This window comes from Nitratireductor sp. J20-h4, assembly GCF_056780505.1.
This window is the reverse complement of record NZ_CM165557.1, coordinates 3,597,425-3,622,975: the sequence shown is the minus strand read 5'-3', so window position 1 is coordinate 3,622,975 and position 25,551 is coordinate 3,597,425. Positions and strand designations below refer to the sequence as shown.

Here is a 25,551-nt window from a genome sequence, read left to right as displayed (position 1 = left end):
TCCAGAACCGTTTTCCGGACGCTTTTATCCCCTTGATCCGCACATATCGCGATCGTAAGCACGTTTCGGCCGGTTTCGCCGGGAAATAATTGATCGAAAGGACCATCTGATGGTCAGCCTCGGTGTCCTCGCCCGCAAGATATTCGGGTCCGCCAACGACCGCCGCATCAAAGGACTTCGGCCGCGCGTCGAGGCGATCAACGCGCTCGAGCCCGAGATGGAAGCGCTGTCGGACGAGCAGTTGAAAGCCAAGACCGCTGAGTTCCGGGAAAAGGTCGCGGCCGGTACCCCGGTCGACGACCTGCTGGTGCCGGCCTTCGCCGTCGTGCGCGAAGCTGCCAAGCGCGCCCTCGGACTTCGGCCCTTCGACGTTCAGCTCATCGGCGGCATGGTGCTGCACGACGGCTCGATCGCCGAGATGAAGACGGGCGAGGGCAAGACGCTGGTCGCCACGCTGCCGGTCTATCTGAACGCGCTCGAGGGCAAGGGCGTACACGTGGTGACTGTCAACGACTATCTCGCCCGCCGCGACGCGGAGTGGATGAGCAAGGTCTACGCCTTTCTCGGCCTGACGACCGGCGTGATCGTGCACGGTCTTTCCGACGACGAGCGGCGCGAGGCCTATGGCTGCGACGTCACCTACGGCACCAACAACGAGCTCGGCTTCGACTATCTGCGCGACAATATGAAATATGAGCGGGCCCAGATGGTGCAGCGCGGTCACAATTACGCGATCGTCGACGAGGTCGATTCCATTCTGATCGACGAGGCGCGCACGCCGCTGATCATCTCCGGTCCGCTCGACGACCGTTCCGAACTCTACAACCAGGTCGACGCATTCATTCCCGGGCTGGACGAGGCCGATTATGAGATCGACGAGAAACAGCGTACCGCGACCTTCACCGAGCAAGGCACGGAAAAGGTCGAAAACCTGCTGCGCGACGCGGGCATGCTCAAGGGCGACTCGCTCTACGACGTGGAGAACGTCGCCATCGTGCACCACATCAACAACGCGCTGAAGGCACACCGCCTGTTCCAGCGCGACAAGGACTATATCGTGCGTGATGGCGAGGTCGTCATCATCGACGAATTCACCGGCCGCATGATGCCGGGCCGGCGCTTTTCGGAGGGATTGCACCAGGCGCTCGAGGCCAAGGAACACGTACAGGTCCAGCCCGAAAACCAGACGCTGGCCTCGGTCACCTTCCAGAACTATTTCCGCATGTACAAGAAGCTCGCCGGCATGACCGGTACGGCTTCGACGGAGGCCGAGGAATTCGGCAATATCTATGGCCTGGGCGTTTCGGAAATCCCGACCAACCTTCCGGTCGCGCGTCTGGACGAGGACGACGAGGTCTACCGCACCGCAGAGGAAAAATTCCGCGCCATCGTGCGCGAAATCCGCGATGCCAACGGGCGCAACCAGCCCATCCTGGTCGGCACGACCTCGATCGAGAAGTCGGAATATCTCGCCGAGCTGATGCGCAAGGAAGGCCTGCCCGGCTTCGAGGTCCTGAATGCCCGCCATCATGAGCGCGAGGCGCAGATCATCGCCCAGGCCGGCAAGCCGGGCGCGATTACGATCGCGACCAACATGGCCGGTCGCGGCACCGACATCCAACTTGGCGGCAATGCCGAATTGCGGATCCAGGAAGAGCTGGGCGACATGCCCGAGGGTCCCGAGCGGGACGCGCTCGAAAAGGCGATCCGTGAGGACGTGTTGCGGCTGAAGGGCGAGGCGCTCGCCGCCGGCGGGCTTTATGTCCTGGCCACCGAGCGCCATGAAAGCCGCCGCATCGACAACCAGCTGCGCGGCCGCTCCGGCCGTCAGGGCGATCCGGGACGTTCCAAGTTCTTCCTGTCGCTGCAGGACGACCTGATGCGCATTTTCGGGTCCGAGCGCATGGACGGCATGCTCAAGAAGCTCGGCCTGAAGGAAGACGAGGCGATCATCCATCCCTGGATCAACAAGGCGCTGGAGAAGGCCCAGAAGAAGGTCGAGGCGCGCAATTTCGACATCCGCAAGAATCTGCTGAAATTCGACGACGTGATGAACGACCAGCGCAAGGTCGTGTTCGAGCAGCGGATCGAACTGATGGACGGGGAGAACCTGTCGGACACCGTCGCCGAAATGCGCCAGGACGTGATCGACGACCTGGTCGCCAAGCATATCCCCGAAAACGCCTATGCCGAGCAGTGGGACGTCGACGGCCTCAAGCAGGGGGTGGCGGCCTATCTCAACCTCGATCTGCCGGTCGAGGACTGGGCCATGGAAGAGGGGATCGACGAGGAGGCCATCCGCGAGCGTCTCACCGAGGCGACGCAAAAGGCGGCCGCCGAACGCGCGGAGCGCTTCGGCCCGGAGGTCATGACCTATGTCGAAAAATCCATCCTGCTGCAGACGGTCGACCATCTGTGGCGCGAGCATCTGGTCAATCTCGATCATCTGCGCTCGGTGATCGGCTTCCGCGGTTACGCCCAACGCGATCCGCTCAACGAGTACAAATCAGAAGCGTTCGAACTCTTCCAGGGCATGCTCGGCAACCTGCGCCAGGCGGTGACGGCGCAGCTCATGCGTGTCGAACTGGTGCGCGAGGCGGCCGACGCGCCGCCGCCCGAGGCGCCCGAGGCGGAGGGTCACCATCTCGACGCCAGCACCGGCGAGGACGATTTCGGTGACGAGGGCGACACGCTTGCCTTGCTGCAGTCCTCGCGCACGGTCGCGCCGGAGGATCGCGATCCGCAGGATCCGTCGACCTGGGGCAAGGTGGGCCGCAACGAGGCCTGTCCGTGCGGATCGGGCAAGAAATTCAAGCATTGCCACGGCGCTTTCGCCTGACGCCGAAGCCGACCATGCTGGCGGCCTGGCTCGCGGCTGACGTGCAACAAGGTTAGCGATACGTTAAGCGTTGTCGCCCATCCTTGCTCGGTTAGAGCTGCCGAAAGGACGCTGCGAGGGTGGAGCGAGGCGACGATAGTCCCGGTAAAGGCCGGAAGAAGGCGACACCGCGCGCTGTCAGGCGCGAGCCGGATGGGTTCGCCATGTCTGCAAAAGCCGATATCTCCATCGCCGCCGAACTCTTCTCCCTTGCCTGCGACTGGACGTGGGAAACCGACGCGGATCACCGTTACACCGAGATCGGCGACAATTGCTCCATCCTGACCGGGATCAAGCCGTCTGGCATCATCGGCCGTTCCCGGCTCGCCACGCTCGACCGCGATGCGGCGTCGACCGAGGCGGCCGCCAAGCATCGCGGAACGCTGGCGGCGCGGCGTCCCTTCCGGGATTTCTTGCAGCGGATACACGTGCCCGGCGCCTCGTGCCGCTGGGTGGCGCTGTCGGGCCTGCCGAAAGTCGACGCCGATGGCGGGTTTGCCGGCTATCGCGGCATCGCGCGCGACGTGACCGCGTTGATCGAAACCGGGGTGCCGACCGAGGCCGCGGTCGTCGCGGGGCCGGTGGCCGAAGGCGGCCGGACGAACGCCGAACGTCTGATGGCGGCGCTCAACGTCATGCAGGACGCGTTCGTCTATTTTGACGGCGAGGATCGCATCGCTCTCTACAACGATGCGCTGTTGGACCTCTATCGCGGCATGGAGGATGTGATCCGGCCCGGACTGCCGGTCGGCGAATTCATCGATACCGGTCTGGAGCGCGGGATCTGGTCGACCGACGGGCTCGACGCGGCTGCATGGCGCGAAGCGTTTTTCGAGCGGCGAGCGAAGGAGCCGAATGCTGCCGTAACGCTGCGGCTGTCGGACGGGCGCTGGCTTATGCATCGCGAGCTGCCGACCCATGACGGCGGGCGGATGGGCATCTGCACCGACATCACCGCGTTGAAACAACGCGAGGCGGAGCTCGCCGAGACCCTCAAGCGGGCGCATCTGGCAGACGCGGCGATCAACAGCGTCGAGGACGCGGTGTTCGTCAAGGATGCGGATCTGCGGTTCGTCTTCGTCAACGAGGCCTTCGCGCGTCTGAATGGCACCACCGTTGCCGCGATCCTGGGCAAACGCGCCGCCGACATCGCGGCTCCCGCCGACGCCAGGCTGTTTGAGGACAGCGAGCGCGCGGTGCTGGCCAGCGGCGAGACCTACGAGGTCGAGGAGGATTTTGACTATGCCGGCACCATGCGCTCGCACGTCGTGCGCAAGACCCGCCTGCAAACGGCGTCGGGCACCGTTTATGTCGCCGGCTGCGTTTTCGATGTCACCGACATCAGGCGGCGCGAGCGCGAGGCCGATGAAGCGCGCACGCTTCTGGCGCGGGTGATCGAGACCTTGCCGGCCGGCGTCATCATCTACGACAAGAACGACCGGCTGGTATTATCCAACAAGCGCATCCAGGATTCGTTGCCGGCCCTGCGGCCGTTCATCGAACCGGGTCAGTCGCTGCGGCTGGCGGTCGAGACGGCGCACGATGCGGGTTATTTCCGCCATTCCGGAGATCCGGAGGTGGATGCCCTTTACGATGTGGATCGTGAAAGCTGGATCGATCGGACGCTGCAACGGTATCATGTCGGGCACTCGGTATCCGAACGCAGAAACCCGGATGGTCGCTGGTTCCGGGTCTATGACACACGCACAAAAGACGGTCTGTTCGTCGGGGTTCGGGTCGACATTACCGACATGAAACGCCGTGAGGCGTCTCTGCAGGAAGCGACCCGGGAGAACGAGCTGTTTTGTACGCTGATCGACAATGTGCCGGTTGCCATCTACGCCAAGCATCCGGATCTGCGCATCGCTTACGTCAACAAGGGCTGGTGCGACCTGACCGGCCTTGCCAGGGACGCTGCCGTCGGGCGTACCGATGTGGAGGTGTTCGGGGCAGACGGTGAAGCGTATATGGCGGCGGATCGCGAGGTTCTGAAAACCGGCGAGATGCGGGTCATCGAGGAAACCGGCACCGGCGCCGACGGCGCTCCCAACTACCGGATCGCACGCAAGAGCACGATGATAGCTTCCGACGGGTCGCTTTATCTGATCGGCTCCACCACCGACGTCACCGAACTCAAACAACGCGAAGAGGACCTGCGCGCCGCCGAGCAGCGCGCGGTGCTTGCCGATCGGGCCAAATCCGAGTTTCTGGCTAACATGAGCCACGAGATCCGCACGCCGATGAACGGTGTGCTCGGCATGGCCGAGCTGCTGGCGAAGAGCGACCTCAATCAGAAGCAGAAAACCTTTACCGACATCATCCTGAAATCCGGCAACGCGCTGCTGACGATCATCAACGACATTCTCGACTTCTCCAAAATCGACGCCGGCCAGCTCGTCCTGGATCCGGTGCCGTTCAGTCTCGCTGAGGCGGTCGAGGATGTGGCCACGCTGATGTCGACGCGGGCAAAGGAAAAAGACCTCGAGTTGATCGTCAGGGTCGATCCCGATCTGCCAAGCACGGTGACTGGCGATGTCGGCCGTCTGCGCCAGATACTCACAAATCTGATCGGCAATGCGGTGAAATTCACCGATTCCGGTCATGTGCTCGCGGACGTGTCCGGCACCGTCGAGGACGGACAGGTGGCGCTGCGCTTCGACATAACCGACACCGGCATCGGTATCGCGCGGGAAACGCTGCCAAAGGTCTTCGAGAAATTCAGCCAGGGCGACGCAAGCTCGACACGTCGTCACGAGGGAACCGGACTGGGACTGGCGATCACCGCGCGACTCGTTGCGCTGATGGGCGGCAAGATCGGAGTCGAAAGCGCAGTCGGCGAAGGCTCGACCTTCTGGTTTGTCGTGGAACTGCCTGTCGCCGACGAGTGCAGGCGCAGCGACCCCACGCCCGTGGACGTCTCCGGCGCGCGGGTGCTCGTGGTGGATGACAATGAAGTCAACCGCGCCATTCTGCTCGAACAGATGCGTTCCTGGAACTTCGATGCATGCGCGGCCGAAAACGGCAGCGAAGGGCTCGCGGTCCTGCAAGCGGCGGCCGCGCGGGACATCGCGGTCGATTGCGTGGTTCTGGACTACCAGATGCCGGGGATGAGCGGGCTCGAGGTTGCGGCCGCGATTCGCAACACCGCCGGTCTCGACAAGGCGGCGATCATTCTTCTGACGTCGGTCGACCATGCCCTGACAAGCGCTGAATTCGCCGAATACGGAATCGACGCCCAGCTCACCAAGCCGGTGCGTTCCTCCGCCCTGCGGGATGTCCTTCTCGATCATATACACTATCGGCGCGGCCGCGATGGTGGTCCGACCGGGATGCGACACGCGCCGGCCGAGGCTTCCGTCCTCGTCGTACCGCCCGCCATTCGCGGCCCCGCCGCGCCGCCGTCACTTCAGGGCACCGCCGTTCGGCCGCCGGACGAAAACACGTTAGACGACCACAAGGCGCGCGCCGAGCCGGCGAGGCGGTCCCGGGTCGATATCCTCGTGGCCGAGGACAACGAGGTCAACCAGCTCGTGTTCGCGCAGATCCTGGGCGAAACGCCGTTCACCTACGAGATCGTTCGCAATGGCCGGCTGGCCGTCGAGGCACATGCCGAGATGCAACCTTCCATTATCCTGATGGATGTTTCCATGCCGGAGATGAACGGTTTGGAGGCGACCGCGGCAATCCGTCGGGCCGAGGCGCCAGAGGCGGCCCACACGCCGATCATCGGCGTCACAGCGCATGCGCTCAAGGGTGACCGGGCGCGCTGCATGGAGGCCGGCATGGACGATTACCTGCCCAAGCCGATCAGCCCGAACGCGCTGCTGGCCAAGATCCAAAAATGGCACGAAACGACAGCCCTGCGCCGTGAACTCGGCGTTTGACGTTGGTTTGCGTTTTTTTGCGATAAGTGAAACCATGGTGTGATCACGCCATAGCGCACCCCCTATGGTTAACCGCTACCATCATTTCAATCTTCAGGCCGGATAGTGTTTCCGGGCAGGATGAGCGGCGGCGGATCGAACACGGCAATCGCAAGCTCCAACCGATCCGGTTCCTACCAAGTCCGCCGCATGTGCTCCAGACGACGCACGCAGCGCTCACCTGCCCGGCTTTTTATTTCGAGGTCCGCAATCCGGGACGCCTTAAAAAAAACTACCCCGCAGTCCCGCCGGCGCCGTCTGGCGCGGGCGGGGACAATGCCCGAAACCAAGCCCCTGATATTTGCGGATTATCGGTGACGCGCCGCGACGCCGGCGCTACGGCCTCCCGGCGCCTGCTGACGGCGTAATCGGCGCGACACAAAACCGTCATCGAACTGTAACACAGGCCGGTTACTCGGACCTCGTCGCCGCTGGAGTGCGGCGAAGAAGAATTCCGAACAGGAGTAGGCCTCATGAAGAAAGTTCTCCTTACGGCGTCGGCCGCGGCCCTCGCCGTTGCCGCCTCCGCCGGTGTGGCGGCTGCGCGCGACCAGATCCAGATCGTCGGCTCGTCGACGGTATTTCCGTTCACCACCGCCGTTGCCGAAAAACTCGGCCAGAGCGGCGCGTTCAAGACGCCGGTCGTGGAATCGACCGGCACCGGCGGCGGCATGAAGCTGTTTTGCGCCGGCGTCGGCGAAGGCACGCCCGACTTCACCAACGCCTCGCGCGCCATCAAGGACAAGGAACTGGCGAGCTGCAGGGAAGCCGGCGTGACACCGGTGCAGATCAAGGTCGGCTTCGACGGGATCGTGCTCGCCAATTCCAAGGCCGGCACGGCAGTGGAGCTGAGCAAGGAACAGATTTTCAAGGCTCTGGCCAAGAATGTCGAGATCGACGGCAAAGTCGTTGCCAACCCGTACGCGACCTGGGCCGATATCGATTCGGCATTGCCGGCCGACAAGATCGAAGTGCTCGGCCCGCCGCCCACCTCCGGCACGCGCGACGCGTTCGTCGAACTGGTGATGGAAGAGGCCTGCCAGGAAGCGGTCGAGGCGGCCAATGAAAAGGCCTGCACGGAAATCCGCGAGGACGGCGCCTATGTGGAAGCCGGCGAGAACGACAATCTGATCGTGCAGAAGCTGGAAGCCAACCCCAAGGCATTCGGCATCTTCGGCTTCTCCTTCCTGGACCAGAACGCCGACAAGCTGCAGGGCGCAACGGTCGAGGGCGTCGAGCCGACCTTCGAAAACATCGCGTCGGGCGACTACGGCGTGTCACGCTCGCTGTTCGTCTACGCCAAGAAGGAACATGTCGGCGTCATTCCGGGCATGGAAGAGTTCATTGCCGAATACACGTCCGAGGCGGCCTGGGGCCCCGAGGGCTATCTTGCCGACAAGGGTCTGATCCCGCTGCCGGAGGCCGACCGCGCCGCACAGGCCGAGGAAGCCAAGGCGCTCAAGGGCATGGGCTCCTGACACAGTTCGATATGGCGCGGGCGGTCAACGGCCGGCCGCGCCATACGAAACCCGCAAGACCGGTGCGTGAGAGCGCCCGGGACTTCGAGACACTGTTTGGGGTGGGTCGTCGCCGATGGTTAATTATCTCGTCCTGTTGATGGTTGCCCTCGCTGTCGCGGCCTATCTCGTCGGCCGCTCGCGGGCTGTCGCAACCGTCGGCGGCGAAGTGTCGCGGCTTCACTCGCTTCCAGGCCAGCACGGCCTGTTTCTGGCCATGATCGCCGCCGGACCGGCGCTGCTGGCCGTCCTGATCTGGCGCATCGCCACGCCGGGTATCGAAGATTCCATCGTGCAGTCGCGTTTCGCGGCGGAACTGGCCGAACTCGGCGTACCGCAGCTCCAGGCTTTCCTGCGCGATGCGCGCGCGATCGCCTTCGGCGGCATCGTGTCGTTTCCCGACGAAACCAAGGAAGCCGCGGCCGTCGTTTTCCGCTCGCTCCACCAGACCAGCATCTGGCTGATCACCGCGGTCACGCTCATTCTCGCGGCCGGCGGAAGCCTTTTCGGCTATTCGCGGATCGCACCGGCCTATCGCGCCCGCCACGTCGTCGAACGGGTGGTGAAGTGGTTTCTCATTCTGTGCTCGATGATCGCCATCCTGACCACGATCGGGATCGTGTTGTCGCTGATCTTCGAATCGATCCTGTTCTTCTCGGAAATCCCGATCTTCAATTTCCTGTTCGGCCTGCACTGGTCGCCGCAAAGTGCCTTTACCGGCGCCGGCGGCGAGGCGGGCGACGTCAACACCGAAATCTTCGGGGCCGTACCGCTGCTGGCGGGCACGTTGCTGATCACCTTCATCGCCATGCTGATCGCCGCGCCGGTCGGGCTGATGGCGGCGATCTACCTGTCCGACTACGCCACCCAGCGCGTGCGGGCGGTGGCGAAGCCTGTACTGGAGATCCTGGCCGGCATTCCCACCGTCGTCTACGGCTTCTTCGCCGCGCTGACGGTCGCTCCCTTCTTTCGCGGCGTCGGCGAGAGCATCGGCCTGGACGTCGCCTCCGAATCCGCGCTCGCCGCCGGCGTGGTCATGGGCATCATGATCATCCCGTTCGTGTCGTCACTGTCCGACGACGTCATCAACGCCGTGCCGCAATCCTTGCGCGACGGCTCGGCCGGGCTGGGCGCGACCCGCTCGGAGACGATCCGGCGCGTGGTGCTGCCGGCGGCATTGCCGGGCATCGTGTCGGCCCTGCTTTTGGCCGTAAGCCGGGCGGTCGGCGAAACCATGATCGTGGTGATGGCGGCGGGGCTGGCGGCGAATCTCACCTTCAATCCGCTCGAGGCGGTGACGACCGTGACGGTTCAGATCGTGACGCTGCTGGTCGGCGATCAGGAATTCGACAGCGCCAAGACGCGCGCGGCGTTCGCGCTCGGCCTGCTCTTGTTCGTCATCACGCTGGCTCTCAATGTGATCGCGCTGCGCGTGGTCCAGAAATATCGTGAGCAATATGACTGATACCACCCTATCGACCGGGCCTGCCTCGCCCGACGGCCTTCATACCGGCGATGCCGCGAAGGCACGCCTGCGCGCGCGCTACGCCGCGGAGGCACGCTTCAAATGGCTGGGCGCGGGCGCGGTGGCGCTGGCGGGCTTTTTCCTGCTTTTGCTGCTCTCCACCATCGTCACCAAGGCGCTGCCGGCCTTCCAACAGAATTACGTCATGCTGGAGGTCGATCTGTCGGCGGATAAGATCGACCCGGCGGACCCGCGCGCGGCAAACTTTCTCGGCCTTGTTCATGACGGGCTGGGCAACGAATTCCCGCAGGTCTCCGGCCGGCAGGAGCGGCGGCTCCTGCGCGGGCTGGTCTCGACGGGAGCGGGCGTGATGCTGCGCGAGGAGATCGAGGCGGACCCGGCCATACTCGGCGGGACCCACGAGATCGCCGTGCCGCTCGACGATTTCGCCGATCTTTATCTGAAAGGCCTGCTGGCGAAGTCCGGGCCGTCGCGCCGGATCGCGGATGTAAGGGTTTCGGGGGCGGGCGACGAGGTCGCGATCGGCTTTGCCGACGACGCAATCCTGGCGATGGCGCGCGGCGCGGGTGCGGTCGAAGGCGAGGGCGGCGGTCTGCGCCTGACCAGCGGATCGCAATCCTTGCTGCTGGAGATCGCCGGCGGCACGGTCAAGATCACCGAATTGTCGTCGGGGGAGGCGGGCGGCGCGGTCGGCAAAGGCACCGTGCTGGAGCCGCTGGAGAGCAGTGTGGAGACACCGGCCGACGCTTTACTGCGCACGATCGAGACGGCGGAGGCCAATCGCAAGATCACGGATCGCGAGATCGTCTGGCTCGACCGGCTCGCCGGCGCGGGAAAGATCGAGAACCGCTGGAATACGCTGTTCTTCTTCACCGGCGCCAGTCGCGAGCCGGAACTCGCCGGCATCTGGGGCGCCGTGGTCGGCTCGGCGCTGACGATGGTCGTCACCCTGGCGCTGTCCTTTCCGATCGGGGTCGCCGCGGCGATCTATCTGGAGGAATTCGCGACCAGGAACCGGTTCACCAATCTGATCGAGGTCAATATCAACAACCTCGCCGCCGTGCCGTCGATCGTCTTCGGCCTGCTCGGTCTGGCGGTGTTTCTCAACTGGTTCAGCCTGCCGCGCTCGGCGCCGCTTGTCGGCGGCATGGTGCTTGCCCTGATGACGCTGCCCACGATCATCATCGCCGCGCGCGCGGCGCTAAGGGCGGTGCCGCCGTCGATCCGCGAGGCGGCGCTGGGCATCGGGGCCTCCAAGGTCCAGACCGTCTTCCATCACGTCTTGCCGCTGGCCATGCCCGGCATCATGACCGGGACGATCATCGGCATGGCCCAGGCGCTGGGCGAAACGGCGCCGCTCCTGATGATCGGCATGGTCGCCTTCATCGTCGACATACCCGGCGGGTTCACCGACGCGGCGACCGTCCTGCCGGTGCAGATTTTCATGTGGGCCGATTTTCCGGAACCCGCCTTTCAGCAAAAGACGTCCGCCGCGATTTTGATCCTGCTCGGATTTCTTGTGATCATGAACGCCATCGCCGTCGTGCTGCGCAAGCGCTTCGAACGGCGGTGGTAACGGAGTGAGGACGATGAACATGCTGACCGAAGCTGGTGTTGAACAGCAAATCGCCGACCAGACGGACATTGCCGCGATCAAGATGCGCGGCAAGGGCGTCACCGTTCACTACGGGGACAAGCAGGCGTTGTTCGGGGTCGATCTCGACGTTCCCGAAAAGCAGGTGACGGCGCTGATCGGCCCGTCCGGCTGCGGCAAATCCACCTTTCTGCGCTGTCTCAACCGGATGAACGACACGATCGCGATCTGCCGCGTCGGCGGCGATATTACGCTCGACGGCGAGGATATCTACGACCCCAGGATCGACGTCGTCGAACTGCGCGCCCGCGTCGGCATGGTGTTTCAGAAACCGAACCCGTTTCCCAAGTCGATCTACGAGAACGTCGCCTATGGTCCGCGCATTCACGGCCTGACCAGGAACAAGGCGGAGCTCGACCAAGTGGTGGAATCGAGCCTGCGCAAGGCTGCGCTCTGGGACGAGGTCAAGGACAGGCTGCAGGAGCCGGGAACCGGGCTTTCCGGCGGCCAGCAGCAGCGCCTGTGCATCGCCCGCGCCATCGCCGTGTCGCCCGAGGTCATCCTGATGGACGAGCCGTGTTCGGCGCTCGACCCGATCGCCACGGCCAAGGTCGAGGAGCTGATCGACGAACTCAGGCAGAACTACACCATCGTGATCGTGACCCATTCCATGCAGCAGGCCGCCCGCGTCTCGCAGCGCACGGCGATGTTCCATCTCGGCTATCTGGTCGAGGAAGGGGCGACCGACAAGATGTTCACGAATCCCGACGACAAGCGCACGCAGGACTACATCACCGGCCGGTTCGGCTGACCCGGCGCTTGCGCGTTTTTTCGAATGCAAGGATGAACCGATGGGCGAACATATCGTCACTTCTTTCGGCGAGGAGTTGGAAGGCGTCGACCGCCTGATCCGCGAGATGGGCGACCTTGCGGGGACGATGGTCGCCGACGCCACGCGGTCGCTGTTGTCGTCGGACAATCCGCTGGCGCAGCGGGTCGTGTCCGACGATACGATCATGGACGCCAAGCAGCGCGAGCTCGACGAGCGGGCGATCACGCTGATCGCCCGGCGCCAGCCGATGGCGCAGGATCTGCGCGCGGTGATCGGCGCGATCCGCATGGCGGGCGATCTGGAACGGATCGGCGATCTTGCCAAGAACATCGCCAAGCGTGTCGGGGCCGTCGGCCAGACGACCACCCCGAAAAGCCTGTCGCAGTCGATCGAATCGATGGCGGAGATGGTGCATGCCCAGGCTTCGGGCATCGTCGACCGCTATGTCGCGCGCGACGCCGCGGCGCTCAAGGATCTCAGGGCCGGGGACGAGAAGATCGACATCAAATACACCGCCATCTTCCGCGAACTGCTGACCTATATGATGGAAGATCCGCGCAACATCACCGCCTGCACGCATTTGTTGTTCTGTGCCAAGAACCTCGAGCGCATCGGCGATCATGCGACCAATATCGCCGAGAACGCCTATTATGTGATGACCGGCGAACAACTCCCCATCAACCGGCCGAAGCTCGACGAAACAGCCGTTTCGAGCGCGGCTTCCGAAGCCTGACGGGGTGTCGACTTGGCGATGAACGCTGCGAAGATCATGGTCGTGGAGGATGAGGAGCCGTTATGCGTGCTGCTCAAATACAATCTTGAGGCGGAGGGCTATCAGGTCGAGGTGATCACCCGCGGCGACGAGGCGGAACTGCGCCTGCAGGAAAGCGTGCCCGATCTTCTGGTGCTCGACTGGATGGTCCCGGCGGTATCGGGCATCGAACTGTGCCGGCGGCTGCGCATGCGGCCCGAGACCGAGCGCCTGCCGGTGATCATGCTGACGGCGCGGGGCGAGGAAAGCGACCGCGTGCGCGGCCTGTCGACCGGCGCCGACGACTATCTCGTCAAGCCGTTCTCGACGCCGGAGTTCATCGCGCGCGTGCGCGCGTTGCTGCGACGCGCCAAGCCCGAAGTGCTGTCGAGCGTCTTGAAAGTCGGCGACATCATGCTCGACCGTGAGGCGCACCGCGTCTATCGTGGCAAGAGCGAGATCCGTCTCGGCCCGACGGAGTTCCGGCTGCTGGAATTCTTGATGCAGCATCCAGGCCGCGTGTTCTCGCGCAGCCAGTTGCTCGACAATGTGTGGGGCGAGACGATCTATATCGACGAACGCACGGTCGACGTGCATGTCGGTCGGTTGCGCAAGGCTGTCAATGTCGGCCGGCTGCCCGATGTCATCCGCACCATTCGCGGGGCGGGCTACGCGATCAAGGACGGTTAGAACCGATGGATCGCGGCGTTATTGTGCGCCGCTCGCCTTCCAGCTGTCGGCGTCCGGTGTGTCGGGCGGATACCAGTAGCGCGCCGCGTCGGTCTCGCGCGCAATCAGCACAAAATTGTTGGCGAACACCCGGTAAGGCGCGCTCCATTCGCCGTCCGGCCACTTGACGCGCACCTGGGCCCGTTCGGCGGTGCCCAGCCCGACATGGACGAAACCGGCATGGCCGGAGGCGTGGCCGCCGCCGACCTGAACGGTGCGGTTATAGGTGTTGTTGCCGGCCTTGACCGAAATGAGCGCGCCAACGGCGTGGCGGTTGGGTTCCGGCTGGCTGAGCTCCACGGCCAGGAAATTGCCCATCGGCCTTGTGCCGAACGCCGTCCTGGCGCCGCGATTGCGAAACAGCGACAGGTTCTGCTCGCGATTGACGACGATGAGGTCGAGCATGCCGTCTGCGTTGAAATCGGTGACGATCGCGCCGCGCCCCTTGGTCGGCCGGTCGATACCGGCCAGGTGACCGGCCTCCACGAAGGTGCCGTCCCATTGGCCCAATAGCAGGTTGTCGGGATCGACCGCGGCGAAGTCGGGCATGCGCTCGACATTGCCCTTGGCGATAAAGAGATCGAGCAGGCCGTCATTGTTGAGGTCGGCGAATTCGGAATGCCAGCCGGTCGACGGTTTCAGATCGTCGCTGGCGTAGGGGCGGTGGGCGGTCGCGCCCTTTTCGAAGGCGATGTCGACATAGGCGGGCTCGTCATCGGCGGCCTCTTGGGAGAGTTTTTGCAGCTTGGTGTCGCCCATCGAGGTCAGCGCGTATTCGGGAAAGCCGTCGCCGTCGAGGTCGCCCTCGGCGATGCCCATACCCCAGATCGTCAGGTGCTGCCAGCCTTCGGACTTGCGATAGGCGCGCGGCGGACGGCCGGGCTCGACGCGCCAGAGCTGTTCCTGGCCGCCGCGATAATAATGCCGGTCATTGGTGATGCGCAGCGCCGGCGTGCCCGAGCGGTTCCAGTCGGTGAACAGCATCGACAGCGCGCAATAACCCGGCCTGAGCGCACTGGCGGCGGCATAGTCTGGCCGGGGGCCGGCGCCCGGCCGGTAGAGCCGGTTGTCGTGGCAGGTGCCCCAGGGCGAGCCGGGCGCGCTGCGGTCGACATAATTGCCGAAGGCGAGCGTGGGAAAGCGCCGGCCGGCCTCCCAGCTTGCCGCGAAGGCCGTCGTCCAGGCGCGCGCCCCATCGAAGGCGAAGGCGCGATTGGCCTTTTCGAAAGCGCAGTCCGGTCCGCCCTTCAGGATCAGGTTCTCGCCGAGCCGCAGTAAGACGAGATCGCGGTGGCCGTCATCGTCGATATCGAGCGGATAGGCGCCGAGCACCTTGTCGAGATCGTCCGGCTCGAGGCCGAGCGGGACCTCGTCGAAACGCAGTGCGCCGCCGGCCGTGCTGCGGTTGCGGTAAAGCCGGGCCGGCTCGCGCCCGCCGGCCACGAACAAATCGGGCAGGCGGTCGCCGTCGCAGTCGAGGGCAGCCGCGCCGCCGCCGACGAAGAATTCCCACGGGCCGCGATAGGCGTGGACGAGCCCCGCCGCGCGCGCCTGCTCCTCCATCACCGGCACGTCGCCCGACGGATCGGGCAGCGCTTCGTCGGCGGCGAGCGGCGTCGACAAAAGCGTCGCGGCGGCCGCGATCCAGCACGCAAGACGCGGGAGGGCGCGCGAGCAGGCGGTCATGGCGTTACCCGCTCCGGCTCGATCACCAGGGTCTTCAGAAAGGCGATCAGGGCGCTGCGCTCGGTTTCGGCTAGCGCGAGGTAATTGTCGCGCGCCCGGCGTGCGTCGCCGCCATGGGCGCGGATCACGCTGTCGAGCGAAGGCAGGTCGTTGCGATGGCCGTAAGGATCGGTCGAGCCGACGCCCCACAGCTCGGCGGTCATGAAGACGCTGCGTTCCACGAAACGCTGGGCGAGCAGCTCGTTGCCGAGCACGGCGACCTGGCGGTCGGCGATCCGGTGGCGCTTCAGGTCGCCGAACAGCGGGACCATGACCTCGCCCTTGGCGTTGCGCGGCAGGCGTTTGGTCCATTCGAGCAGGGCAAGGTCGTAGATCGCGCCTTTCTCGACATCGCCCGCGCGCAGCGTGCCGGCCATGTCGTGGGGGCCGGGATCGGCGAATTCGAGCGAGGCCAGCGGCAGGAACGGCTTGTGGCAGGTCTCGCAGCCGATGGCGGCGAAAGTCGTCTCTCCGCGGGCGGCGGCCGCGCGCCATGCGGCCTCGTCGGGCACGGCGCGCACCGGCGCCGGCAGGCCGGCCTGCCAGGCGACGAGCGCCGACACGTCGCCGGCGCTGATCTCGTCGTCATGGCCGTCGCCGTCATGGTCGCGCTCGCCGGTCCAGCGTGCGCCGAAACGCTCTTGCGGCTGCATGCCGTGATGGTGGTTGAGCGCGTTGACGGTGAACTGGCGCAGCGACGTCATCACGCCCTTCTGGCTGAACGGCCTGACCGTCAGATCCGCGTCGACGCCGGTGATGCCCGCCATGTCGAGCACGCCGTCTGGATGGGCGGTGATCGTGCCGTAATCGATGCCCTTGGCGGCAAGCGCGCGGGTCGCCGGCGCGCCGGTTGCCCGCGCCTCGGCCAGCGCGGCCTTGCGGATCGCCTTCAGCTCGGCGGTGATCTCGCGCCCCAGAAGCTCGATCAGCCCGGCGCCGAACAAATGGTTGGTGCCGCGTTCGTTGGAGAATTGCGGATCGGTGGAATCGAAGTCGAAACTCTCGAACCCTTCCGAGACGAATACATTGGCGACGAAATCGCCGGCGCCGCCGGCAAGCGGCTGGTTGTGGCAGGACGAGCAGGCGTTGGAATCCATACCCGACGTCCGGGCAAAGGCTGTTTCGGGCGGCCGCTTGCGTTTGGTGGGGATGATGGCCTGGGTGGCGAGTGGCCGGCCGACGCCGTCAAGCGCGGTGAAACGGCCGGTGAACAGGTGCTGGCCCGCCGCGCGCAGTCGGGCAAGCGCGTCGCGGTCGAGTCGCCCGCCGAGCCGCGACTGATCGACGTGACGGGTGACGACGCGTTCGGCCCAGGGCTCCGTGCCGGTCGCCGGGCGTGCGGCAAGAAGGCCGGCGAGGGCGGCAAAGATGAGGCGCGTGAGGCCGCCGCGTTTCACGCCACCGCCTGCCCGAGGCGGTCTGCGGGCGAAGCCGCGCCGCGCGCGAAGATTTCCCGGTCGACGAAGGTCAGGGCGCGCATGGCGCAGCCGGCGCGGATCAGCGGCATCTCGTCGGGATCGGTGTAGAAGCTTGGGATGGGATGGTGCTGGCCGCCGGCGGTCTTGGCCAGCGCCTCCAGCAACGGTCCCTCGATCAGGTCGAAGGCGAGCGCGCCCTGACCGACGATCGCCACCGGCGCCGGATCGAGGATGGCGAACAGGCTGCCCAGGCCGAAGCCGATCGCCCGGCCGGCCGCATCGAAGGCGCGGCGCTCCGGCCCGTCGGCGGCGCGCGCGGCGGCCGCCAGAGCGGCGATGTCGTCATCGGCGATATCGGCCGCCGGAGGCGTATCCCCGCCGAGACCGCGGGCCGCGCGCCAGATCGCGTAGTTGCCTGCATAGGCCTCGATGCACCCACGTCGCCCGCAGCGGCACAGCGCCCCGTCGGGGATATGGTTCATGTGGCCGAACTCGCCGCCCGAGGATTTGGTGCCGGTGAACAGCTCGCCGCGCACCATCATCCCCATGCCGAGGCCGTGCGACAGCAGGATGGCGATGAAATTGTCGCCATAGTGCCCGGGATCCTTCGCCTTGAGCGCGACGGCGATCATGTTGCAGTCGTTTTCCACGGTGACGGGAATGCCGAAGGCGTCCTCGAGCGCGTCGCCGAGCGGAATGTCGATCTCGCGGGTGATCGGCGACCACAGAAGCGTGCGCGCACCGGCATCGGTGATGCCCTGAAAGGCGACCGCGATCCGCGGAACGCGCAGGTCGCGATAGGTGGCTTCGTCGACCAGCGTGCCGACCATGGCGCGCACGCTGGCGACGATCTCGGCGCCCGACACGGCCAGCGTGTCGAGGCGGAGCTGTTCGCTGACGATGACGTCGCCGGCATAGTCGATCAACGCCGCCGACAGCGCGTTCAGCGACAAGACGACGCCGATCACCGCCGCCGCGTCGGGATTGAGACCAAGCGCGACCTGGGGACGGCCCCGCCTTGCCGCCGCCGCATCGCCGTCGCGAAGCTTGCGCAGGATGCCGTCCGACAGCAGGTCGGAGGTGATGGCGGAAACGGTAGACGGGCTAAGTCCGGTACGCGCGGTGATCTCCGTGCGCGAGAGCGTCTCGCTGCGCCGGAGTACCGACAACACCAGCCGCCGGTTCTGCCGGCGCACATCGTCCGAACGTGCGATCGCCGTCATGCGGCGTCTTCCTCCCTTGAGCGTCCCGGCAGTTCTGCAGGAATTCCATGTTGCATTGCAACACGTTAGGGCGTCCGAAAATCATCTTGACACAGCTTTCCGGGTGAGTCACTATTTTTTTCGAGCCTCGAATTAATAGAGGCGGCGGCCGGTCCGCTCGCACCGTTCCGGCCAAAGACGTGCACAATGCACCCGGGAGGAAAACATGAACAGACTGGCTCTGGCGCTGAGCTGCGCCGTCCTCGCCCTGCCGATCTCCGGCGCGGCCTTGGCCAAGGACAAGATCGTCGGCGTGTCCTGGTCGAATTTTCAGGAAGAACGCTGGAAAACCGACGAAGCGGCCATGAAGGCGGCGATCGAGGCCGCCGGCGACACCTATATCTCGGCCGACGCGCAGTCGTCGGCCGCCAAACAGCTGACCGACGTCGAGGCGCTGATCGCGCAGGGCGCCAACGCGCTGATCATCCTGGCGCAGGACGCCTCCGCCATCGGCCCGGCGGTCGAAAAGGCGGTCGCGGAAGGCATCCCGGTGGTCGGTTATGACCGCCTGATCGAAAACCCGGAGGCCTTTTACCTGACCTTCGACAACAAGGAAGTCGGCCGCATGCAGGCCCGCGCGGTCTTCGAAGTCAAGCCGGAAGGCAACTACGCCTTCATCAAGGGCTCGTCGGCCGACCCGAACGCGGATTTCCTGTTTTCCGGCCAGATGGAAGTGCTGAAAGAGGCGATCGACGCCGGCAAGATCAAGAATGTCGGCGAAGCCTATACCGACGGCTGGCTGCCCGCCAACGCGCAGAAAAACATGGAGCAGATCCTGACGGCCAACGACAACGCGGTCGACGCGGTCGTGGCCTCCAATGACGGGACGGCCGGCGGCGTCGTCGCGGCACTCGACGCGCAGGGCCTGGCCGGCTCGGTGCCGGTGTCCGGTCAGGATGGCGACCATGCCGCTCTGAACCGCGTGGCCCTGGGCACGCAGACCGTTTCGGTGTGGAAGGACGCGCGCGAACTCGGCAAGGCGGCGGCCGAAATCGCCTCGATGATGGCGGACGGTACGGCGATGGCCGACATTCCCGACGCGCAAAAATGGTCTGGCGGACCGAACGGCGTGGAGATGAACGCCGTCTTCCTGGCGCCGATCCCGATCACCAGGGACAATCTCGACGTCGTCATCGACGCGGGCTGGGTGGAAAAGGACGTGGTCTGCCAGGGCGTTCCCGCCGGCCAGGTTGATGTCTGCGGCTGACGGACCGACCTGACCCGCGTGCCGCGACGTGAGGGACGTTGTGGTACGCTTCACAAGCGGGCCGGATCGACCGCAGAGGTTCAATCCGGCCCGGCATTGCTTTAGTCTTCCCAACATAACACCGCGCAGACGGTGACGGCCCCGCGGACAATGGGGGAGGAAACGATGTCCGAAGCGACTTCGGCGGCGTCGACCGACCGAGCCCGCACGACCGAGGCCGGTCCGGTGGCCGGCTTCTTGAAGGCGACCGAACTCGATACACGCATGCTCGGCATGATCGGTGCGCTGGTGCTGATCTGGGTCGGCTTTCACCTCCTGTCGGGCGGCCTGTTCCTGACGCCGCGCAATCTCTGGAACCTGTCGGTGCAATCCTCGTCGATCGCGGTGATGGCGACCGGGATGGTGCTGGTGATCGTCACCCGCAATATCGACCTGTCGGTCGGTTCGATCCTGGGCTTCGTCGGCATGGTGATGGGCGTCGTGCAGGCGGAGCTGCTGCCGCAAAGCCTCGATTTCGGCAATCCCTGGATCTGGGTGATCGCGCTCGTCGCCGGTATCGGCGTCGGCGCGCTGATCGGCGGCCTACAGGGCTTCGTCATCGCCTATCTGGGGGTTCCCGCCTTCATCGTCACGCTCGGCGGTCTGCTTGTCTGGCGCGGCGCGGCCTGGTGGGTCACGAGCGGGCGCACCGTCGCGCCGATGGACGCCACGTTTCGGCTGATGGGCGGTGGTCCGGCCGGTTCGATCGGGGCGACCTGGAGCTGGATCATCGGCATAGTCGGCTGTGTCGCGGTGATGCTCGTGCTGGTCAACGGCCGTATCCAGCGCAAGCGTTTCGCGTTTCCGCTGCGTCCGGTCTGGGCCGAAATCTTTCTCGGCGTCGTCGGCTCGGCGCTAATCCTCGGCGCGGTCTGGGTCGTCAATTCCTATCCGTGGCCGATCGGCATCGTGCGCCGTCATTTCGAGGGACTGGGCCTGCCGGTACCCGAGGACGTGTTCATCGCACACGGCATCGCCATCCCGGTGCTGATCGCGCTTGGCGCCGGACTGGTGATGACCTTCATCGCCACGCGCACCCGCTTCGGCCGTTATGTCTTTGCGATCGGCGGCAATCCGGAGGCGGCGGAACTGGCCGGCATCAATACCCGCTGGGTGGTGATGAAGATCTTCATGCTGATGGGCGCGCTGGCCGCGATCGGCTCGGCGATCTCGACCGCGCGCCTCAATGCCGCCACCAACGCCCAGGGCACGCTCGACGAACTGCTGGTGATCGCGGCGGCGGTGATCGGCGGCACGTCGCTTGCCGGCGGGGCGGGAACGGTGGCCGGCGCCATGCTGGGCGCGGTTTTGATGCAGTCGCTCCAGTCGGGCATGGTTTTGCTGGGCGTCGACACGCCGCTGCAAAACATCGTGGTCGGGCTCGTGCTGGTCGTCGCGGTATGGCTCGATACGCTTTATCGGCGCAGGGTTCAGTAGGGAGGGCACGATGAGCGTTTCGCAAACGCCGCTGGTCGAGATGACCAATATCTCGATCGCCTTCGGCGGCATCCGCGCCGTCGACGATGCGTCCGTCGATCTCTATCCGGGCGAGGTGATGGCGCTGCTCGGCCACAATGGCGCGGGCAAGTCGACGCTGATCAAGATCCTGTCGGGGGCCTACAAACGCGACGTGGGCGAGATCCGCGTCGACGGCAAGCCGGTCGCGATCAACAATCCGCGCGATGCCAAGCATTACGGTATCGAGACGATCTACCAGACGCTGGCGCTTGCCGATAATGTCGACGCCGCCGCCAATCTGTTTCTTGGCCGCGAACGCCTGACGCCGTGGGGCACGCTCGACGACGTCGCCATGGAGGCGGAGGCGCGCAAGGTGATGGGGCGGCTCAATCCGCGTTTCGAGCGCTTCAAGGACCCGGTCAAGGCGCTTTCGGGCGGTCAACGCCAGTCGGTCGCGATCGCGCGGGCGATCCTGTTCAACGCGCGCATCCTGATCATGGACGAGCCGACCGCGGCACTCGGCCCGCAGGAAACGGCCCAGGTGGCCGAACTGGTCAAGCAGCTCAAATCCGAGGGGATCGGCATTTTCCTGATCAGCCACGACATCCATGACGTGTTCGATCTCGCCGATCGGGTGTGCGTGATGAAGAACGGGCAGGTGGTCGGAACCGCCAGCACAAACGACGTCACCAAGGACGAGGTGCTGGGCATGATCATTTTGGGAAAATGCCCGGCCGGCGCCTCGCCGGGGCCCGGCGCGCTGAGCGCGGTGGCCTGACCGCGGCGCGCCATGGTGTCGAAAGGCGGTTTATGGACGAAAAAACCGGCCGCGCGTCACCACGCGGCCGGTTCGCAAGTGTTCTGCCGGGCAGGCCTTAGAGGCCGCGGCAACGGGCTTCGTAGAGACGGCCGCGACGATCGCGGTACACGCACCATCCGCGCCGTGTCGCCTTGCTAACCAAGACACCCGTCGCAGCACCGGCAACGCCGCCGATGACCGCCCCGGAAGCCGTGCCCGTGGCCAGCCCGCCGATCGCCGCGCCCGCCGCGCCGCCCAGCGCCGCGTCGCGCTCAGTGGTCGTGCAGCCGGCAAGCGCCACGACCGCCGCGACTAGCAAGAATTTCTTCATTCCATTCTCTCCATTCTACGCTGATGTCCCTTCAGGTCCTCGCCCTTGCATCAGGGTGATGCCCGCGCGATAGCTTCAGAAATCCTGCGTGATTGCAAGCCCCTCGCTCGCGCGATGGGTATTGAACGCCGTCAGGACGTCGGTTCGCTCCAGCGCGGCTTCGAGACGGCCGTCGGCATCAACATGCCAGATCAGCTCGGCGTCGTCGTAAACCAGGGCAGGATCGACATTGACGCATGTCGCCATGATCCGGGGCGTCTCCTGATTGCCCGTTTCGGGGACGTCGCGCAAGGCGTTACGGCATTCTTCCCGCGTTTCGAAAATCGGGACGTCCACCGGGATTTCACGGCAGTCGCCGAGATTACCGGAACATCCGATAACGAGAAGTAAGGCGGCAATGTGTTCCATGGCGCGTTCCTTTCGCCTATGGAAACGATGTTAGCGCCCTTCGGTTCCGCCCTATGTCAAATAACCCACTCAGTCCGCGCCGTAGCGCCAACTGGCGCCCCTGCGCGGCGAAGGCGTCGGCCGGTCGCCGTCATGGCGATGAGATTGCGGCTGGACACGGCCGTTGAAACGCCTTTTCATGGCCAGTACGATTTTGGGGAACGACCGTCGGCTGTATGCGTTCGGTCCATGCCACGCATCAACAAGACAGGGAGCCAGACATGAACGCAGCACGGAGCGCAGGCGCCAAATCGGCCGCCGCCGGCAAGACCGAGGCACAGGCGGAATTCGAGGCGCAGATCGAGGCGTTGAAAGAGGAACTGGCGGCCGTCAAGGCACAGCTCGCCGGTTCTGGCGAACGCTCGGCGAAAGCGGCGCGCAAGGCGGCGGCCAGCGGCCGCGATCACCTGCGCGAGCAGGGCGAGGCCGCGCTCGAAGAGTTGCGCGCCAACGCCAGGGATATCGAAACCCAGCTGGTGGACAATGTGCGTCGCAAGCCGGTCACGTCGCTGGCGATCGCTGCCGGCGTCGGCTTCCTGTTCGCCCTGATCGCGCGGCGCTGAGGCTCGGCTGCGTCCCATGTTCAGATCGGCAATCGAAATGCTCGCCGGCCTCGATGCCAAGCGGGCGGCGCGGCGGTTTCGCCGGGCGGTGATCGATTTCGCGCTTGCCGGCGCGGCACTGCTGCTCGGCCTGGGATTTCTGATCGCCGCCGCCTTCATCTTCGTGTCCGAACGCTACGGGGCGCTCTACGCCACGGCCGGTTTCGGCGTTGGCTTCATCGTGCTCGCCGGCCTGATCCTGATCGTGCACCGTATGATCGTCGGTCTGCAAATGCGGCGGCGGGCGGAGGAAAAGCGAGCCGAACAGGTCAAGTCCTTCGCCATGACGGCCGCGCTTGCGGCGCTGCCCTCGATCATCCGTTCACGAAGCCTTGTCGGCCAGATCGCCATTCCGCTCGCTGCGATCGCGGCCTATGCGATCTATCGCGAAAGTATCGATGACGGCGACGAGCCGCCTTCCGACGACGATGTCTAGCCGTTCGGCGAGCCGTGTTGGGACGATGCCGGGCCAGAACCGTTAGGCTCGGGAGCACGGACGCGGCGTGCAGAATTCGCCGCTACCGATCATCGCGCATTCCAGCAGGCCAGCGTTTGAACCCATGCCCACCCCGCTTGGTCCTGAAAAGGCCCGTCAGGGCCGTCGCGGCCTTCCAGCGTAAATCGTTCTCGTCGTCGTTCTGTTTCTTGCCGGCCTGGCATGGGGCGGCGCGCAATGGTGGGGCGAGGCCATCGATCCGGAAGCCGGCATGCAGGTCGAAGAAGCCGGCTGAGGCCGAATGATAGCGCTATTGGAAAATCGCCCGCCCGACTTCCGGCATTCGCTACCTGCTTTTTTCGGCGGGTACCACGACACGCAGCGCCTTCGGGTGGATACGCAAGACGGTTTCGTTGCCGAGAGGCACCAGTTCGCCGTCGATCACGCAGACCTGGTTGCGGCGACGCGAACGGATGCGCAGCAAAACCTCTTTTGACTGGTGGATGTCGACGGTCTCGATCTCCTTCCAGCGGCCGAGCATCATGGCGAGGAACAAAACGGCGATCTCCAGGCGCCGCGCGGTGCGGAAAATATAGATGCCGAGCACGCCGCCGTCCGGCTTGTCGGCGATCGGCAACGGACCGTCCCCGAACAGGTTGTTGGAGATGCCGATGCCCGGCGTTCTGGCGCGGACCACCGTCTCGCCCATGACCAATTCGGCCTCGATGGTCGAGGGTTTGGCGAGGGCGGCGGATGCCGCGCGCAGCGAGGCGAGCATCTTTCCCAGCCGCGAGGCATATTCGAAGCGCGAACGCATCAACACCATGCGCGCATGCAGACCGACCGAGAACTGGTGCACGAACGGTCGGCCGTCGGCGGTGGCGATATCGACGTCGCGCGCGACGCCGCTTGCCAGTGCGTCGACCGATTTGTGCAGGTCCATCGGCAGGCCGAGCGCGCGGGCGAAGAGATTCATCGTTCCGGCCGGCAGCACCAGCAGCGTCTTGCCGGAGCCCATCAGCGCCGCGGCCGCGGCCGAGATCGTGCCATCCCCGCCGCCGGCCAGCACCGCGTCATGATTTGGGCTCCCGGCGGCTGCTTCGAGTTCGCGGCCGACTGCCTCGCCGTCGATGAAGCGAATGTCGATCATGTGTCCGGCAGCCCGCATCGCCTCGCGCAAATGAGCTTCCAGGGCGTCGAGGTCGGTGGTGCGGAGCGTGCCGCCGCCGCGATTCAAGAGGGCGATTATGCGCATGATCTTCCGCTACCGGTAGAACCAGAGAAGAGAACGGCAAACGCATGTCAAGGCGATTCGATCCGTTTCGACGTTCCAACCCGCTCTGTCTGCCGGTGCGGATCAACCGGTCGGAAAGCCGTTTGCAGACGGCCCGCGGTGATGTCACCATATATCGCCGCGAGGACGGATACGATCCATCCTTCGCAGTTTGAGACCAGAAAGCCTGTCGATCAGCCTGTTCGTTGCCAGGGAGCCCCGTTCATGACCGAGCCGTCGCAAGACATCGAACTCCAGGAGACGGACTCGAAAGGACGCTATGTCCTGCGTGGGGCGGCCGGCGACGAGGCGGAACTGACCTTCTCCAAGATCGGGACACGCCAGATCATCATCGATCATACCGGCGTTCCCGACAGTTTTCGCGGCCAGGGCGCGGGCGCGCGCCTCGTTGCGCGGGCCGTCGACGACGCGCGCGCCGCAGGCAAGACGATCATTCCGTTGTGCCCGTTCGCCGCGTCGCAGTTCCGCCGGCACCCGGAATGGGCGGATGTTTTGAAAAAGGCCAAGTGATGAGCAAAACACAACCGCAAATCCGTGCGGCGGAAACGCAGGCCGGCGGACACTATGTCGTTGCCATGCCCAATGGCGAGGACTCGCGCCTGACCTGGCGTCATCTCGGCGAGGGGGTGATTGACGCCAACCACACCTTCGTGCCGGTTGCCTATCGCGAGCAGGGCATCGCCGAGGCGATGGTCGAACGGTTGGTCGCCGACGCGCGGGCGGCGGGCCGGACGATCGTGCCGGGTTGCTGGTTCGTTGCCGACGAGTTCAAGCGCCATCAACCCGACTGGGACGACGTTCTGGCCCGGTGACGATGACGCGG

General features: G+C 65.2%; 21 protein-coding genes. 15 read left to right on the top strand and 6 right to left on the bottom strand.

The features are described from left to right. Positions 1-109: 109 nt before the first annotated feature. The 8 genes from secA (at position 110) to phoB (ending at position 13,671) form a co-directional block, all read left to right on the top strand. Complete coding sequence (gene secA, locus ACT2B0_RS17370; RefSeq protein WP_473459575.1) at positions 110-2,839, top strand: preprotein translocase subunit SecA; 2,730 nt, start codon at positions 110-112, stop codon at positions 2,837-2,839. Between the two features lie 203 nt (positions 2,840-3,042). Continuing rightward, entirely contained in the window at positions 3,043-6,762 is a 3,720-nt protein-coding gene (locus tag ACT2B0_RS17365; protein ID WP_473459573.1) for a response regulator, read from the top strand. 512 nt (positions 6,763-7,274) lie between these two features. Continuing rightward, on the top strand, positions 7,275-8,279 hold the full coding sequence (locus tag ACT2B0_RS17360) for a substrate-binding domain-containing protein (RefSeq protein ID WP_473459571.1): 1,005 nt from the start codon (positions 7,275-7,277) through the stop codon (positions 8,277-8,279). Between the two features lie 115 nt (positions 8,280-8,394). Further along, the gene (gene pstC, locus ACT2B0_RS17355; protein WP_473459569.1) at positions 8,395-9,783 is read left to right on the top strand and encodes a phosphate ABC transporter permease subunit PstC; all 1,389 of its coding nucleotides are present in this window, start codon (positions 8,395-8,397) and stop codon (positions 9,781-9,783) included. Then, the gene (gene pstA, locus ACT2B0_RS17350; RefSeq protein WP_473459567.1) at positions 9,776-11,380 is read left to right on the top strand and encodes a phosphate ABC transporter permease PstA; all 1,605 of its coding nucleotides are present in this window, start codon (positions 9,776-9,778) and stop codon (positions 11,378-11,380) included. Before pstC ends, pstA begins: the two co-directional genes overlap by 8 nt. Positions 11,381-11,393: 13 nt before the next feature. Then, complete coding sequence (gene pstB / locus ACT2B0_RS17345) at positions 11,394-12,209, top strand: phosphate ABC transporter ATP-binding protein PstB (RefSeq protein ID WP_473459565.1); 816 nt, start codon at positions 11,394-11,396, stop codon at positions 12,207-12,209. Positions 12,210-12,249: 40 nt separating this feature from the next. Then, positions 12,250-12,963, top strand: coding sequence for a phosphate signaling complex protein PhoU (gene phoU / locus ACT2B0_RS17340; protein ID WP_473459563.1), 714 nt, complete (start codon positions 12,250-12,252; stop codon positions 12,961-12,963). Between the two features lie 18 nt (positions 12,964-12,981). Continuing rightward, the gene (gene phoB, locus ACT2B0_RS17335; protein ID WP_156711151.1) at positions 12,982-13,671 is read left to right on the top strand and encodes a phosphate regulon transcriptional regulator PhoB; all 690 of its coding nucleotides are present in this window, start codon (positions 12,982-12,984) and stop codon (positions 13,669-13,671) included. Positions 13,672-13,689: 18 nt separating this feature from the next. Here the strand turns inward: phoB and ACT2B0_RS17330 are convergent, their stop codons facing one another. Genes ACT2B0_RS17330 through ACT2B0_RS17320 form a run of 3 tightly spaced genes read right to left on the bottom strand, consistent with a single transcriptional unit; the run spans position 13,690 to position 18,076 of the window. Further along, on the bottom strand, positions 13,690-15,396 hold the full coding sequence (locus tag ACT2B0_RS17330) for an FG-GAP repeat domain-containing protein (protein WP_473459561.1): 1,707 nt from the start codon (positions 15,394-15,396) through the stop codon (positions 13,690-13,692). Then, complete coding sequence (locus tag ACT2B0_RS17325) at positions 15,393-16,832, bottom strand: cytochrome c family protein (protein WP_473459559.1); 1,440 nt, start codon at positions 16,830-16,832, stop codon at positions 15,393-15,395. The genes ACT2B0_RS17330 and ACT2B0_RS17325 overlap by 4 nt, the downstream gene beginning before the upstream one ends. Beyond that, positions 16,829-18,076, bottom strand: coding sequence for an ROK family protein (locus tag ACT2B0_RS17320; RefSeq protein WP_473459557.1), 1,248 nt, complete (start codon positions 18,074-18,076; stop codon positions 16,829-16,831). The genes ACT2B0_RS17325 and ACT2B0_RS17320 overlap by 4 nt, the downstream gene beginning before the upstream one ends. Before the next feature lie 205 nt (positions 18,077-18,281). On the opposite strand from ACT2B0_RS17320, the gene xylF reads away from it, so the two are divergent. The 3 genes from xylF (at position 18,282) to ACT2B0_RS17305 (ending at position 21,597) form a co-directional block, all read left to right on the top strand. After that, entirely contained in the window at positions 18,282-19,322 is a 1,041-nt protein-coding gene (xylF, locus tag ACT2B0_RS17315) for a D-xylose ABC transporter substrate-binding protein (RefSeq protein WP_473459555.1), read from the top strand. Between the two features lie 165 nt (positions 19,323-19,487). Then, positions 19,488-20,798 (top strand): sugar ABC transporter permease, encoded by a 1,311-nt coding sequence (locus tag ACT2B0_RS17310; RefSeq protein ID WP_473459553.1) that lies wholly within the window; start codon positions 19,488-19,490, stop codon positions 20,796-20,798. Between the two features lie 10 nt (positions 20,799-20,808). Beyond that, positions 20,809-21,597, top strand: a complete 789-nt coding sequence (locus tag ACT2B0_RS17305) for an ATP-binding cassette domain-containing protein (RefSeq protein ID WP_473459551.1) — start codon at positions 20,809-20,811, stop codon at positions 21,595-21,597. 97 nt (positions 21,598-21,694) lie between these two features. Here ACT2B0_RS17305 and ACT2B0_RS17300 read toward each other — a convergent pair whose 3' ends face one another. Next, positions 21,695-21,949, bottom strand: coding sequence for a glycine zipper domain-containing protein (locus ACT2B0_RS17300; RefSeq protein WP_473459549.1), 255 nt, complete (start codon positions 21,947-21,949; stop codon positions 21,695-21,697). Positions 21,950-22,024: 75 nt separating this feature from the next. After that, entirely contained in the window at positions 22,025-22,357 is a 333-nt protein-coding gene (locus ACT2B0_RS17295; RefSeq protein WP_473459547.1) for a hypothetical protein, read from the bottom strand. Between the two features lie 260 nt (positions 22,358-22,617). Between ACT2B0_RS17295 and ACT2B0_RS17290 the strand changes: the two genes are divergently transcribed. After that, positions 22,618-22,959, top strand: coding sequence for an ElaB/YgaM/YqjD family protein (locus ACT2B0_RS17290; RefSeq protein ID WP_473459545.1), 342 nt, complete (start codon positions 22,618-22,620; stop codon positions 22,957-22,959). A gap of 16 nt (positions 22,960-22,975) precedes the next feature. Beyond that, positions 22,976-23,434, top strand: a complete 459-nt coding sequence (locus ACT2B0_RS17285; protein ID WP_473459543.1) for a hypothetical protein — start codon at positions 22,976-22,978, stop codon at positions 23,432-23,434. 346 nt (positions 23,435-23,780) lie between these two features. On the opposite strand, the gene ACT2B0_RS17280 is transcribed toward ACT2B0_RS17285, so the two are convergent. Then, entirely contained in the window at positions 23,781-24,689 is a 909-nt protein-coding gene (locus ACT2B0_RS17280) for a diacylglycerol/lipid kinase family protein (protein WP_473459541.1), read from the bottom strand. A 243-nt stretch (positions 24,690-24,932) separates the two neighbouring features. Between ACT2B0_RS17280 and ACT2B0_RS17275 the strand changes: the two genes are divergently transcribed. Together ACT2B0_RS17275 and ACT2B0_RS17270 are read left to right on the top strand one after the other, a co-directional pair. Continuing rightward, positions 24,933-25,238, top strand: a complete 306-nt coding sequence (locus ACT2B0_RS17275; RefSeq protein ID WP_473459539.1) for a GNAT family N-acetyltransferase — start codon at positions 24,933-24,935, stop codon at positions 25,236-25,238. Further along, positions 25,238-25,540 (top strand): GNAT family N-acetyltransferase, encoded by a 303-nt coding sequence (locus ACT2B0_RS17270; protein ID WP_473459537.1) that lies wholly within the window; start codon positions 25,238-25,240, stop codon positions 25,538-25,540. Before ACT2B0_RS17275 ends, ACT2B0_RS17270 begins: the two co-directional genes overlap by 1 nt. Positions 25,541-25,551: the final 11 nt, after the last annotated feature.

Coding starts and splice junctions, on each gene's coding strand:
- ACT2B0_RS17330 (WP_473459561.1), bottom strand. CDS start 15,396: ATGACCGCCTGCTCGCGCGCCCTCCCGCGTCTTGCGTGCTGGATCGCG.
- phoB (WP_156711151.1), top strand. CDS start 12,982: ATGAACGCTGCGAAGATCATGGTCGTGGAGGATGAGGAGCCGTTATGC.
- xylF (WP_473459555.1), top strand. CDS start 18,282: ATGAACAGACTGGCTCTGGCGCTGAGCTGCGCCGTCCTCGCCCTGCCG.
- ACT2B0_RS17305 (WP_473459551.1), top strand. CDS start 20,809: ATGAGCGTTTCGCAAACGCCGCTGGTCGAGATGACCAATATCTCGATC.
- ACT2B0_RS17320 (WP_473459557.1), bottom strand. CDS start 18,076: ATGACGGCGATCGCACGTTCGGACGATGTGCGCCGGCAGAACCGGCGG.
- ACT2B0_RS17290 (WP_473459545.1), top strand. CDS start 22,618: ATGAACGCAGCACGGAGCGCAGGCGCCAAATCGGCCGCCGCCGGCAAG.
- ACT2B0_RS17300 (WP_473459549.1), bottom strand. CDS start 21,949: ATGAAGAAATTCTTGCTAGTCGCGGCGGTCGTGGCGCTTGCCGGCTGC.
- ACT2B0_RS17275 (WP_473459539.1), top strand. CDS start 24,933: ATGACCGAGCCGTCGCAAGACATCGAACTCCAGGAGACGGACTCGAAA.
- ACT2B0_RS17280 (WP_473459541.1), bottom strand. CDS start 24,689: ATGCGCATAATCGCCCTCTTGAATCGCGGCGGCGGCACGCTCCGCACC.
- phoU (WP_473459563.1), top strand. CDS start 12,250: ATGGGCGAACATATCGTCACTTCTTTCGGCGAGGAGTTGGAAGGCGTC.
- ACT2B0_RS17295 (WP_473459547.1), bottom strand. CDS start 22,357: ATGGAACACATTGCCGCCTTACTTCTCGTTATCGGATGTTCCGGTAAT.
- ACT2B0_RS17360 (WP_473459571.1), top strand. CDS start 7,275: ATGAAGAAAGTTCTCCTTACGGCGTCGGCCGCGGCCCTCGCCGTTGCC.
- ACT2B0_RS17310 (WP_473459553.1), top strand. CDS start 19,488: ATGTCCGAAGCGACTTCGGCGGCGTCGACCGACCGAGCCCGCACGACC.
- secA (WP_473459575.1), top strand. CDS start 110: ATGGTCAGCCTCGGTGTCCTCGCCCGCAAGATATTCGGGTCCGCCAAC.
- ACT2B0_RS17365 (WP_473459573.1), top strand. CDS start 3,043: ATGTCTGCAAAAGCCGATATCTCCATCGCCGCCGAACTCTTCTCCCTT.
- pstC (WP_473459569.1), top strand. CDS start 8,395: ATGGTTAATTATCTCGTCCTGTTGATGGTTGCCCTCGCTGTCGCGGCC.
- pstA (WP_473459567.1), top strand. CDS start 9,776: ATGACTGATACCACCCTATCGACCGGGCCTGCCTCGCCCGACGGCCTT.
- ACT2B0_RS17270 (WP_473459537.1), top strand. CDS start 25,238: ATGAGCAAAACACAACCGCAAATCCGTGCGGCGGAAACGCAGGCCGGC.
- pstB (WP_473459565.1), top strand. CDS start 11,394: ATGAACATGCTGACCGAAGCTGGTGTTGAACAGCAAATCGCCGACCAG.
- ACT2B0_RS17285 (WP_473459543.1), top strand. CDS start 22,976: ATGTTCAGATCGGCAATCGAAATGCTCGCCGGCCTCGATGCCAAGCGG.